Origin of the sequence: Bradyrhizobium sp. CCBAU 45394 (genome assembly GCF_028128655.1) — a bacterium.
Lineage (GTDB): Bacteria > Pseudomonadota > Alphaproteobacteria > Rhizobiales > Xanthobacteraceae > Bradyrhizobium > Bradyrhizobium diazoefficiens.
This window is the reverse complement of the sequence record NZ_LBIX01000124.1, coordinates 1-11,396: the sequence shown is the minus strand read 5'-3', so window position 1 is coordinate 11,396 and position 11,396 is coordinate 1. Positions and strand designations below refer to the sequence as shown.

The following is an 11,396-nucleotide window of genomic DNA, read 5'->3' as shown; positions in this document are numbered from 1 at the left end:
GAATTCAACTTCGCGTGCTCGAGGCGCGCGTATCCATGATCTGGTTTTCCCATTCCTGTCTCGTGACCGTGCGCCATACTCTCCGACCTTCTCACACTCTCACGGTCCCTGCCGCGGAACTACTTCACCGCAGCCGGAGCCCGATAGGTTGCGCCTCTCGCCATCAATGCCCAGACGATGCGCGCCATCTTGTTAGCGAGGGCGACTATCACCAGCATGGGCGGCTTGAGGGCAAGCATGCGCGCAAGCCAAGGATCCGCTGTCGAGCCTTTGCACATTGCCCAGCGCACGGCCGCGCTCGCGCCGATGATCAGCAGTCGTCGCAGGGTTCGTTCACCCATACGTGACGTCTTGCCGAGCTTCTGCTTGCCTCCGGTGGAGCGCTGCAGCGGGTAAGCCCCAGCCATGCCGCAAAGTCGCTCCCCTCTTGAAGGCCTGGGCTGTCGGCGCCAGGGCAACGAGCGCCGTAGCCGCGATCGGCCCAATTCCTGGATCGCCATTAGCCGCTTCGCTTCGGCATCCTCCTTGGCACGCCGGGCGAGCTCTCGGTCGAGCAGCGCCACCTTCTCGTTCAGGGATCGCAACTGCTCGACGAGCAGCCGTAGGATCGGTCTAGCCAACTCAGGAATGTCGGTATCATGGCTGATGATCACGGAAACGAGTTTGGCAACATGGGAGGGACCTTGCGCCGCTACCACCCCAAATTCGGTCAGATGGCCGCGGAGCGCATTGATGGTTTGGGTGCGCTGACGCACCAGGAGGTCGCGGGCGCGAAACACAATGGCCGCGGCCTGTTGCTCCTCGCTCTTCACCGCCACGAAACGCATCGTCGGCCGCTGGGCGGCTTCGCAGATTGCTTCCGCATCGGCGGCATCATTCTTCTGCCGCTTTACAAAAGGCTTTACATAGTCTGGTGCAATGAGTCGCACCGCATGCCCTAATCTCCCGATCTGGCGCCCCCAGTAGTGGCTGCTGGCGCAGGCCTCCATGGCGAGCGTGCACGTCGGCTGCGCGGCAAGATATTTGAGCACCTGGTCCCGGCGCAGCTTCTTACGGAAAAGCACGGTTCCTGATCCATCCGCGCCGTGCATCTGGAACACATTCTTCGCCAGATCCAACCCGATTATGCTAACTTCCGACATGGACGCCTCCGTTCAAGTGATGGTCAACGACACCACTTTGGCACAGCGATGCCGTGAGGGGGCGTCCACCCCATCAACTACGCCACCCACAAGACACCCAGGATCAAAGCGTGGCTCGCCCGTCGGCCGCATTATCATGTCCACTTCACGCCGACTTCCGCGCCATGAATCAATCAGGTCGAACGCTGGTTCGCTGAGTTCACCCGAAAGCAGATCCAGCGAGGTGTTCACACTTCCGTCAGACAGCTCGAGGCCGACATCCGTACCTTCATCGACCCGCACAACAAAATCCAAGCCCTTCAAATGGACCAAGGCCGCAGACCAGATTTTGGCTTCCGTCAAACGCTTTCTGCCACAAATCCCAGCAGACTTTATGTGGCGAACTTTAGATTCACGTGACTAGCTCGCACGAGGTCTGTGCACCGAGCAGCGAGTTCACGCATTGCCCAACCGACGATCTTTCGGCCGAAGAGGTCCATGACGGCAGCCAGTGTAGCCAGCCTTCGGCTGCCAGGCTGTCGGTGATGTCGGGGCGCCAGACCCGGTCGGGGCTGCGGCGGTGAGTCGCGCGCGATCAAGTTCGGTGCGTTCGGAGGTCGTGGCGAATGTCGGTGATGCGAGTCCGACGGTGGCTGCGCTATGATCAATCGAATGCCATGTCAGCCTTTCGATCCTGCCACGACTAGCGCCGCTTCCCTGCATCCGCCCTGACAGCAGGCGTAATAGCCGGCCGTCGAGACCTCGCGTACAGCACCACTCAACCAGGATTGAGGCGTATTTCCGCCGGGTGGCTCCGCCTCATTCCCAATGCCTCGAACGCTGATCAGCTCACAGTCTCGGGGCCGCTATCGACGATCGCATTCTACAGTCGGCGCAGGTAATTACATCATTACATCGACAGCCTAAATATGCATCATCTCAGAGGGTAGGGCCTTCCGGTTATCTCGACAACTGCTTCCAAGATGCCGTCGCACAGCCGCTCTATGTCGCTGGCCTCATGATCGGATGTCATAGACACGCTAATTCCGGCCGTCCCGTTCCCCAGCGTTGGGAAGAATGTCACTGATGTATAGAAACCCTTATCGAGAAGCCGTCTGGCGACCCCAATCGCATTGGCCTCCGCCCCAACGTTGATCGTTCTAATCGGAAGTGAATTGCCTTGCTCGGCCGTTGCAAGGCGACGGTCAAAGAGGTCGATGCGTTGCGCCAGCCGCCGCTGTCGCTCGCCCAGTTCTGCCGAGCAGTGAATCTTGCACGAGCCAAGTGCCGCGCCAGCGGCTGCCAGATTAGGAGACTCTGAAAATCCATCGATAGTGGAGAATCGTCTAAACATAGCCTCGTGCTCGCTTGTTCCGACCATCAACAGGCCGCCATGTGCGCCGAATCCTTCGGCAAGGGAGGCCGCTATGCTTGTTTGATGGCCGAGCACTTGCGGAAACTGAGAGCGAGCAAGCCCTTCGCCATGTCGTCCAAAGATCGATATGCTGTGAGCATCGCTAATATGGAGAAACAACCCATAGCGTTCCTGAAGCCGACGCAGTTCAGTTAGCCGCGAATAGCCTCCTTTCGAGCAAATATCGTCACATACATAAGCCACCGCAGGATTGCTGCGGCACAATCGTTCGAGAGCGTCGAGGTCATTGTGGACAATCGTTTCTGCGCGGGCTTCATCAGCGACGAGCGGCCTGTAACAAATCAGAGAGCCGTGCGGCAAGCAATCGAACACGACAGTCGGCTTTCTTCCGCCTGTCAGTCGGCCCGAAGCAAGGATGCGCATCACTCCCAAATTGGCGAGCAGGAGACTGGAGGAAAGTATGGCGTGCGCGCAAAACATATTGGATAGGGTGTCTTCCAGGTGTTCAAGAAGACCGAAACGGAGATGCGGTCGGTCACTGGGCCAATATAATGACCGCTGCGCCTCAATTGCTTCGAGCGCGCCCGCGACGACCAACGGATGGCTGTCGAGGCCCAGGTAAGAGCATCGCACGAAATCAATTGCCCTCTGAGGAGCGTGCGACCCCTTATCGAAAGTAATCGGGCGTCGCATAACGTGCATCGATGGCCATGAGATCTGCTGTGTGGGCGACATCAAAATACTGCCTGCCGTGTCCGGGCATACATTCTGTGTTCCGAACGAGCTCTCTCATGCGGCCGCCTTCCGACACGACGAGCCGATGACTTGATTCACTTTCCATTCTTATCTACCAAAGTCGTGCATCCGTATGCGCCGCACGAGACTTAGGGACGTCAGGCCGAATGAATCTCGGTACGAACATGCGGACAATAAACCAACTAAACCACTGGCCGCCTGCCCTGGACAGCTACTAGATCAGATAGGCTTACCACAGGGCTGAACCGTCCCGGGTTTGCCGGAGGCCATTTGGTTTAAGTTAAGCTGCCATTGCCGGTTGTTCCAGCATGGCGTAGTAGCGTTGCTCGGCTTCGGCCGGCGGGATGTTTTCCGATGGGCTCCAGGAGCCGTCGGTTGTCGAACCAGTCGACCCATTCGAGAGTGGCGAACTCGACGGCCTCGAAGCTGTGCCATGGCCCGCGCCGATGGATCACCTCGGCCTTGTAGAGACCGTTGATGGTTTCGGCGAGAGCGTTGTCATAGGAATCTCCGACACTGCCGACAGAAGGCTCGACGCCGGCCTCAGCCAGGCGCTCGGTGTGCTTAATGGATACGTATTGGCTGCCCCTGTCGCTGTGGTGCACGAGCCCGCCACGATGGACCGGCCGTCGATCATGTAGTGCCTGCTCCAGCGCATCGAGCACGAAGCCTGGCCCGCCAGCCGACTATCCTGCGGGCATAGGCATCGATGACGAAGGCGACGTAGACGAAGCCGGCCCAGGTCGCGACATAGGTGAAGTCGGAGAGCCAAAGGACGTTCGGCCGTGGCGCCTTGAACGTAAGCGTAGCTTTGCGGCCCTTTGATTGGCGCTTGACGTCTATGTTGGCCGCGTGGCGCGTCGCCGCGGTTTCCATTGGTCGGACAATGCGTTGACGGCGGCCTCGAGTCCTTCCGGTCGACGACCTTGGGATCGAACCGCTCCGGACCCCCACAGGCGCATGTTTTCATGTTCTGGATGAGTAGGGTCGCCGATGGCGTCGAGGGGTCGGCATACCCGGGCGCACCTCCAACATCCTCTAGAGGGCAGCGGCCGGCAGCATCGAGCAAGAGTGGCAGACCGTCTGTCGGCGTCTTGTCGAACCATTTTTCGAGTTTGATCACATGGTCCCAGCTGTCGCCGAAGTCATAGAGATAATGGATCGTCTGGCACCGGTCTCTTGAACGATATCGCAGAGCCGCGTTTTGCTGGCATCCATGGGCTAGTGGCCGTAATCGTTGTGGAGATCAGGAATCCCCCACGGACCTCACCAGCGAAGAACTCGAAGAGGTGGCTACGTCCGGCCAAACGCCTCCTGAAGTGTCAGATGCAGCCGATCAAGGCGCAGGGTGAGCGGCACGACAAGGCATCGCATCACCTCCGGTTTCACGTCCTTGAGGGTCACCTTGATCCGGACCGCGGTCGTGTTCAGGCTCATGCCGCCAGCCTCGGATGTGTGCATGCATCGTGTCGATCGACGCCCAAGGGAGCAGTTCGTCCAGTCGCGCCGCAGGCCAACCATTGACGAGCTTCGCGAGAACATCAGCGAGCCAGTGCTCGGCACTGACGCCATTGAGCTTACAGGTCTCGATTAACGAAGCCAGAACTGCCCAATTCTCGGCGCCCTCGTCGCAACCGGCAAAAAGGGAGTTCTTGGCGTTGAGCTTTGAGATAGCCGACGAGCGCCTGATCGGTCTTCTTCATCGGGATCGCATGGATCCGACGTGATTGGTCGAGGCAGGATGGCACTCTGTATTCCAGGTAACGGAAGAACGAGTTGATCGCAGCGAACCGGGCATTGCGGGTTCGCGCCGAGTTGCCGCGCGGCTTCTCTAGATGCTCCAGGAATGCCAAGATCAGCGGCGCGTCGAGCCGTTCGATCTCAATCTTCGATGGCTTGAGCTTGAGCCGGCCGGCGGCAAAGTGGAGCAACAGCTGGAAGCTCTGCGCATACGCCTCGCAGGTATGCTGGCTCCGCTCCACGTTCTTTGGGCAAGTGCTCGCGTAGGAAGCTGCTCGGGTAGGGGGCGAGCGCGGTCATGCGACACCTCCAATGAGCAATGCCTCTCCGACCTCGGCGATCTGGCCCATCAGGACCGGCGTCGCCTGCAAGTACCAATAGGTGTCGGTCACGTGGGCGTGGCCGAGGTAGGTGCTGAGCGCCACGATATGGCGAACGACCGCAGCACGATCGTGGCGGCACTGCTCCAGTGAGCGGACTGCGAAGGTGTGGCGCAGATCGTGGATGCGCGGATCTCGCCCCGAGTGCGCGCCCCTGAGATTGGTGCCATCAAGGAGCTGCAGGAAGATCCTTCGCACGGTGTTGTAGGGCAGCGACTGTCCGGCAACCGATACGAAGAGAGCACGATCTGTGGTGGTGGTTAGCGACCGCCGGGCAACCAGATATCTGTCGAGCGCCAGCCGAGCTGTTGCGTGAAGCGGCAACAGCGGGCTCTTCTGGAACTTGGTCTGCCGGACGACGAGCCCATCGGCAGTCACATCGTCGATCTGCAGCGCCAATGCTTCTGAGATCCGCATGCCAGTAGCGGTGAGCAGGCCGAAGAGCGTTGCGTACATGGTCGGTCTGATCGAGCCCGCTGGCCGGAGTGCCGCCGCAGCACGAAGCAGTCGTGCGATCTTCTTCCGCACTATAGATATACGGCGGTCGCCGCTTGACGACGGCGTGGCCGAGTGCATCCGCCGCCGGCACCTGATGGCGCGGATCCTCGGCGTGCATCGCCAGCGCAAACCGCCGCACGGTAAGCAACCGGTTGCGGCGCTGCTCCGGTGACGGCGCACGTGCGGCCCATGCCAGGACCCGGGCACTTCTGATGTGCCGGTCGCCGCACTCCTCGGCGAAGCCGACGTAGCCCCTCAGCAGGATTTGCTGGACGCGGAACTTGAACCCCAGCGACTGCTGCTGGTCCACATATTTGGCAAGATATTGACTCAGCATCACGCATCTCCCGGCCATGGCTGCGCGATCTGCAGCAGCATCGTCACGTCGACTTTGGCGTAGTGTGCGGTCATGTCCGGTGAGCGGTGGCGCAGTACGGCGCCAACTGTGTCGAGCGTCGCGCCGCCCCGCAACATGGCCGTCGCGGCCGAATGCCGAAGCAGGTTGGCCCCATTCGACGGAGTGGGGATACCGGCCTTTCGGATTGCACTACGCACAACATCAGAGACTGCGCTCGAACCAGTCAGCGGCCGGATTGGTGCATTCGACATGAAGAAGATTCGAACATCGGCGACGTGCGGCCGGGCCTGATCCAGATAAGCGAGCAAGGCATCCCCGGCGTCTTGCGGCAGTGGTAATCTCGTCTCCCGCCGCCCCTTGCCACGAACCGACAGCGTCGCCTGTTGCCAATCAATATCGGTGAGACGAAGAGAGAGAATGTCGCCGGCCCGCAAGCCCAGTCGTGCCAACAGCAGCAGGATCGCCCGATCACGAACGCCAGTCGCCGTGGTCTGGTCGCACGTTGCAATCAACGTCTCGACATCTGACGAGCTGATGTATCGCGGCAGCGACGACAGTCGCCACTGCGGAATGATTGGAACAGCATGATCGAGTCCCGCCCGGCACACCCCCCGCGCGGTGAGGAACCGCAAATATCCTCTCAGCGCCATCGTCATAGTCCTCACATAGGCGAGCGAGACCCGTTTCGTCTCTGCAATGATCACGTCGCGAATGAGTTGGGCATTCCAGCTTCGCGGCTTGCTGCCAAGCGCCGGGAGCAGCCGCATGATCATGCGACCATGTCGATCTATTGTCAGCTCTGTGACGCCGCGATGCTGCCGCAGCCAGTCCTGGAACTCGACTACCCACCGGTCGAGCGTCGGTATTGCGAGCTTCGGCTTGCGCTGGACGATCCCGCGCTCGCCGAGAAACTCGACGAACCGGCGCACCCGCCTCACGTACTTCTTGGACACGCCCTTCACGCGACGTATGCCGGGGCATCGACAGCGATGCCGAGCGAACCGATCAGTGACGCCATCATCGATGTCGGTGACTGCGACCTTGGACAGCGTCAGCCATTGCGCGAGGTGACGGGCTGCGGCGTCATAGCCGCTCACCGTCAAGCTCGAATGCCCCAACACCGTCAGGTGTCGTGCGAACTCCGTCACCAGCGGGGCGAGATCGCCTGCGACCATGCAGCGCTGCCCGTGGCAGTGATTCTCACTCGACTTGGCCATTCCTCGTCTCCCTTTCGTTGCCATCAAGACAGGAAGGGAGGCCCCAGATTATGCGGAGCGAGGAAGAGGGCACTGGGAACTAAACTGTTGATAACGGAGCGGATCTCGGAGCGAACGGCCGCGCACTCCGCATAATCGTAGGCTCCGCATAATTTCTGAAGTCCACAGGTTGGGTCGCAACAACGTCAGATAGTTTCCGTCATCTGGGAGGATTATTCCCGGTCAACTCGGACGTAGCAAGCGGCGCGTTAGTTGCTACTACGTACAGCAACGCACTGCTCTCAGCGACGCGACGTTGTGTTGGCTCAACCAGACGGCGTTCTGTAACATCGCCGTCCGCACAGGGGCGCAAACCTCATGAATAAGGAAAGGCCGCCGCATCGCTTCTCTTCCTGAGACGCTAGCGCATCACCCGCGAGACGATCACGCGCGCGGAGAAGTTCAAGAGGTGAAAAGGAGGGTCTCTCGGGTGAATATTTGGATGCGATCTGCTATGCTGATTAGGCAGTGCGGCGATCGAGGCCATTCGGGGCAGCGCCGTGGGTACGCAGGGGTGGCCCCCGTCAGAGACTACGAGCTTTGGTAGCTTCATTCCCCCCGGTTCTTGTGCAACCGTCTGGAAGAAAACAATTATGTACCTCGCCAACCGCATCTATCGATCGACTGTCCATAACTCGCCCAACGGACGAGCGTGCAGATTCATTCACCGCTGCTGAGGAGACTACAAATGGGTGAGACGACAAGTATCGAAGCATGTAAGTTGCGCGCTATTGAAGACCTCGAATCAAAGGTCCGCTCGTACTCACGTTCGTTTCCTGCTGTTTTCAGTCGTGCTCGCGGTTCCATCATGTTGACGGAGAATGGCCGTCAGTTTATTGACTTCTTCTCCGGTGCTGGCGCGCTCAATTACGGCCACAACAATCACGGTATCAAAGCTGCTGTTACCGAGTATCTGGCGTCAGATGCGATGATCCATGGGCTTGATATGGCAACTCCTGCCAAGATCGAATTTATGGAGACATTCAATTCTGTCATACTTAAGGGCCGAGGGCTGCAATACCGTTACCAGTTCACGGGGCCAACAGGGGCTAACGCAATTGAGGGAGCTTTAAAGCTCGCGCGCAAAGTTACAGGGCGCCAGAATATCATCTCGTTCACCCAAGGGTATCATGGTTTGAGTTTGGGAGCGATTGCCGCGACAGGCAACCGCTTTTATCGAAAGGTCAGCGGGGTTTCGCTGTCTGGCACAACTTTCATGCCTTATGACGGCTATTTTGGCTCAGGTGTCGATACGGCTGAGTACGTGCGAAAGGTGTTGATGGATGGCGGTAGTGGAATCGACCCGCCAGCAGCCATTTTAGTCGAAACGGTGCAAGGCGAAGGTGGAATAAATGTAGCTAGCAAGAAATGGTTGCAGTCGATCCAGATGATAGCAAAGGAAGTTGGCGCTCTTTTCATAGTCGACGACATCCAAATGGGTTGTGGACGCACGGGTGAATTCTTCAGCTTCGAGTTTGCGGCGTTGTCGCCAGATGTCATCGTGTTGTCGAAGTCGCTAAGTGGGTACGGCCTACCGCTATCAATGTTGTTGATCAAGGAGGGGCTAGACGCATGGGAGCCGGGAGAACACACCGGTACTTTTCGAGGGAATAACCTGGCACTAGTGTCTGCAACCGCAGCCATAAATATGTACTGGCGCTGTACGAGGCTCTCGGAGGAGGTTCGCCGTATGGGAGCGCTATTGCGTGATCGACTTCAGGCCATTGCATCTGAGCACGGAAACGGCTTTTCTGTTAGAGGCCGTGGTATGGCATTGGGGTTCGATTGCCATACGACCGAACTTGCCGAAGCAACGACAAGAAGGGCATTTGAGAGGGGCTTGATTGTCGAACGATGCGGACCCGAAGACCAAGTTGTGAAGTTCTTTCCAGCGCTCACGATCGATCTCGAGACGTTAAATCAGGGCCTGGAGATGTTCGAGGAAGCGTTGATCGAAACGGCGACTGGAATACGAAGTAGAAGCTATTGAATTGCTACTGCGTATAACCGATACGGCGCGGTTTGCTTTCGAGGGGTCGGATCGTCAGTATTTATCAGAGCCGAACGACGAGCAATGGGTTCAGCATGGCTTCATCTCTCGTCAGATGTGCCTGTTAGCCCAAGGTGCAAATGCTCGCCGCATCTATAGTTGCATGGATTGTGGTGCTTACCTGGCGCGGCGGCAAGCCAGATGTGGTTCAATGATGGTGATCGCGTTGTGCGCTATTGTAGAAGCCTTCGATTAAGGAAGAGATCACGCCGGCGCTCAGCGCGGGTCTGATAGTGGTGATGATGAACAAACTCTGTCTTGAGGGTGTGGAAGAACTCTCCAGCGGGGGCAAGGTCGAAGCAGTCGTCCATTGTCGCTCCAACACGCGAGACAACACCGTCATATACGATGTGGCGAATAAAACATCGAGTTTACGTTCATGCCCCTAAGAGCGCATTTCATGAAGACGAATTCTTCTTGAAGTGAGCAATGATTAACTCGGCAACGTTGTCCGAGCGATCTACTCCGGAAGCCAACTGCAAGTCGTGCAGCCCTCCCGGATTTACAAGATTTATTTCGATTATGTAAGGATAGGCAATGTCTATCCCTGCGAAGTTGATTCCATGAGCCATCAGCTTTCGACCGACCGACTCGGCTAGTTCAATTTCATCTCGATGCAGATCCGCCGGAATAGGCTTTCCTCCTAGCACTATGTTCGACCTGTGATCGTGTGGATGCCCGAGCCGACCGTGCCAAGCGACCGCCTCTCCGCAAGCAACGATGATACGCTTTTCGCCATGGACCACTTCAGGAATATACTGCTGAAGAACGGTGTACTCGGCTTTGAAGCCGCCTAACTCGCCATAGCTATCTTTGTGCGCAGCTGTATTTCCAGTAAGGCATTGCAGGATTGCTCGAACATTTGGTCCATTTGGGGTAAGTAGAAAGACATTTTGCCCGCAGGTGGAATTTGGCGGCTTGACCACCCACCACTGATCTGAAGTCGCTTGGTAGCGATCCCATAGCAGCGAAAACTCGTTCGAGATATATGAAAGAGCTCTGTTCGTCCTAGGCACGACGTAGCCTAATGCATGTTTTGGAGTAAGGAACACCAGGCCTTCGACGCTGTTAACAAAGGAGGTGTTCTGAGAAGCCAGCCAAAGCATTTGCCAAATATCGAGGGATACGCGATGCTGAGGGTGGCTCATGATCCAGACTAACTGGCACTCATCGAGAAAATAGGCATTTCGATCTCCTCCTGCCGCGCAGCCCGGGTGGTACGGCTCGGCGTTTTGAGGCACTAGGACTCCTCGTGTGGAAAAGCGATAATCGTCTGCCGAAATAGAATTCAGCTCGCCGAAAATTACTTCCCAACCCAACCGGCGAAACGCGTTACTGATAGGTGCGTCGTTCTCGCCTAAACAGTCCAGTGTGTTGGTGAGTATCAGCAGCCTCATTACATTCTCCTAGAGCTGAATCTTTAGCTGTGGCCCATATCGCGCAGGCAGTTCTACCTTCCAAATCAAGCAACTGAAGCACCGCGGCGATTTGCAGCCCAGCGAGCCTAGCCTTCAGCTATCGTCCAGTGCTGCACGACGCAGAGAGCAACTCGCGTGCCAAGGTTGTTTCGGTAGGCGACTGAGTTCGTTCCAAGAGGTGGCCGTCCATGAAGACCGCCAGAAGGCTTAGATCGGACAAGGTTCGTGCCGTTGTCGGAAGCAGGACAAGGATTATAGACTTGAGTGGACAAAAGGACCGCTCGCGGCCTCGCGCGACGTTTCGCCCGATATTGAGCCGCAAGCGCAATAGCGTTTTCGGTCGAATCATAACTCGCATAGGCTGTAAAAGAAGGGACTTGAGTTGACAGTGAGTGCTTTGTCGCGGCAGGTGTCCGACAAAGATTTCATGTCCGACCTCACGCA

9 protein-coding genes and 5 pseudogenes are annotated in these 11,396 nt (G+C 57.7%); 3 read left to right on the top strand and 11 right to left on the bottom strand.

The features are described 5' to 3' along the window. Nucleotides 1–119: 119 nt before the first annotated feature. Nucleotides 120–1,142 (bottom strand): IS110 family transposase, encoded by a 1,023-nt coding sequence (locus WN73_RS12830; RefSeq protein WP_271553094.1) that lies wholly within the window; start codon nt 1,140–1,142, stop codon nt 120–122. A gap of 75 nt (nt 1,143–1,217) precedes the next feature. On the opposite strand from WN73_RS12830, the pseudogene WN73_RS12825 reads away from it, so the two are divergent. Continuing rightward, a pseudogene (locus WN73_RS12825) lies at nt 1,218–1,531 on the top strand (IS630 family transposase); the annotation flags it as partial. 524 nt (nt 1,532–2,055) lie between these two features. Here the strand turns inward: WN73_RS12825 and WN73_RS12820 are convergent. The 7 genes and pseudogenes from WN73_RS12820 to WN73_RS12790 all read right to left on the bottom strand — a co-directional run bounded on the left by WN73_RS12820 (nt 2,056) and on the right by WN73_RS12790 (nt 5,828). Beyond that, nucleotides 2,056–3,189: a 7-keto-8-aminopelargonate synthetase gene (locus WN73_RS12820; RefSeq protein ID WP_271553092.1), complete on the bottom strand. Its 1,134-nt coding sequence runs from the start codon at nt 3,187–3,189 to the stop codon at nt 2,056–2,058. Between the two features lie 343 nt (nt 3,190–3,532). After that, nucleotides 3,533–4,050: pseudogene (locus WN73_RS12815) on the bottom strand (IS3 family transposase); the annotation flags it as partial. Between the two features lie 259 nt (nt 4,051–4,309). Further along, nucleotides 4,310–4,375: pseudogene (locus tag WN73_RS12810) on the bottom strand (plasmid pRiA4b ORF-3 family protein); the annotation flags it as partial. A gap of 170 nt (nt 4,376–4,545) precedes the next feature. Next, nucleotides 4,546–4,713, bottom strand: coding sequence for an IS1096 element passenger TnpR family protein (locus tag WN73_RS12805; RefSeq protein WP_271553090.1), 168 nt, complete (start codon nt 4,711–4,713; stop codon nt 4,546–4,548). A gap of 16 nt (nt 4,714–4,729) precedes the next feature. Next, nucleotides 4,730–4,915 (bottom strand): annotated as a pseudogene (locus tag WN73_RS12800) (transposase domain-containing protein); the annotation flags it as partial. Beyond that, a complete protein-coding gene (locus tag WN73_RS12795; protein WP_271553089.1) occupies nt 4,830–5,234 on the bottom strand; it encodes a site-specific integrase in 405 nt (134 codons plus the stop codon). The pseudogene WN73_RS12800 and the gene WN73_RS12795, both read right to left, overlap by 86 nt. Before the next feature lie 54 nt (nt 5,235–5,288). Beyond that, nucleotides 5,289–5,828, bottom strand: coding sequence for a tyrosine-type recombinase/integrase (locus tag WN73_RS12790; RefSeq protein ID WP_271553088.1), 540 nt, complete (start codon nt 5,826–5,828; stop codon nt 5,289–5,291). On the opposite strand from WN73_RS12790, the gene WN73_RS12785 reads away from it, so the two are divergent. After that, nucleotides 5,827–6,042, top strand: coding sequence for a hypothetical protein (locus WN73_RS12785; protein ID WP_271553086.1), 216 nt, complete (start codon nt 5,827–5,829; stop codon nt 6,040–6,042). The two genes, WN73_RS12790 and WN73_RS12785, sit on opposite strands and share 2 nt — an antisense overlap. Nucleotides 6,043–6,206: 164 nt before the next feature. Here WN73_RS12785 and WN73_RS12780 read toward each other — a convergent pair whose 3' ends face one another. Beyond that, on the bottom strand, nt 6,207–7,445 hold the full coding sequence (locus tag WN73_RS12780; protein WP_271553084.1) for a tyrosine-type recombinase/integrase: 1,239 nt from the start codon (nt 7,443–7,445) through the stop codon (nt 6,207–6,209). Nucleotides 7,446–8,172: 727 nt separating this feature from the next. Here WN73_RS12780 and ectB point away from each other — a divergent pair. Beyond that, the gene (gene ectB / locus WN73_RS12775; RefSeq protein ID WP_271553082.1) at nt 8,173–9,474 is read left to right on the top strand and encodes a diaminobutyrate--2-oxoglutarate transaminase; all 1,302 of its coding nucleotides are present in this window, start codon (nt 8,173–8,175) and stop codon (nt 9,472–9,474) included. Between the two features lie 208 nt (nt 9,475–9,682). Here the strand turns inward: ectB and WN73_RS12770 are convergent. Both WN73_RS12770 and WN73_RS12765 read right to left on the bottom strand, forming a co-directional pair. Continuing rightward, a pseudogene (locus WN73_RS12770) lies at nt 9,683–9,839 on the bottom strand (IS3 family transposase); the annotation flags it as partial. 93 nt (nt 9,840–9,932) lie between these two features. After that, nucleotides 9,933–10,931: an ATP-grasp domain-containing protein gene (locus WN73_RS12765; protein WP_271553080.1), complete on the bottom strand. Its 999-nt coding sequence runs from the start codon at nt 10,929–10,931 to the stop codon at nt 9,933–9,935. Nucleotides 10,932–11,396: the final 465 nt, after the last annotated feature.

What these genes read in the sequence shown, in the direction of transcription:
- WN73_RS12830 (WP_271553094.1), bottom strand. Translation starts at nt 1,142, where the DNA reads ATGTCGGAAGTTAGCATAATCGGGTTGGATCTGGCGAAGAATGTGTTC.
- WN73_RS12820 (WP_271553092.1), bottom strand. Translation starts at nt 3,189, where the DNA reads ATGCGACGCCCGATTACTTTCGATAAGGGGTCGCACGCTCCTCAGAGG.
- WN73_RS12805 (WP_271553090.1), bottom strand. Translation starts at nt 4,713, where the DNA reads ATGCACACATCCGAGGCTGGCGGCATGAGCCTGAACACGACCGCGGTC.
- WN73_RS12785 (WP_271553086.1), top strand. Translation starts at nt 5,827, where the DNA reads ATGGTCGGTCTGATCGAGCCCGCTGGCCGGAGTGCCGCCGCAGCACGA.
- WN73_RS12790 (WP_271553088.1), bottom strand. Translation starts at nt 5,828, where the DNA reads ATGTACGCAACGCTCTTCGGCCTGCTCACCGCTACTGGCATGCGGATC.
- WN73_RS12780 (WP_271553084.1), bottom strand. Translation starts at nt 7,445, where the DNA reads ATGGCCAAGTCGAGTGAGAATCACTGCCACGGGCAGCGCTGCATGGTC.
- ectB (WP_271553082.1), top strand. Translation starts at nt 8,173, where the DNA reads ATGGGTGAGACGACAAGTATCGAAGCATGTAAGTTGCGCGCTATTGAA.
- WN73_RS12765 (WP_271553080.1), bottom strand. Translation starts at nt 10,931, where the DNA reads ATGAGGCTGCTGATACTCACCAACACACTGGACTGTTTAGGCGAGAAC.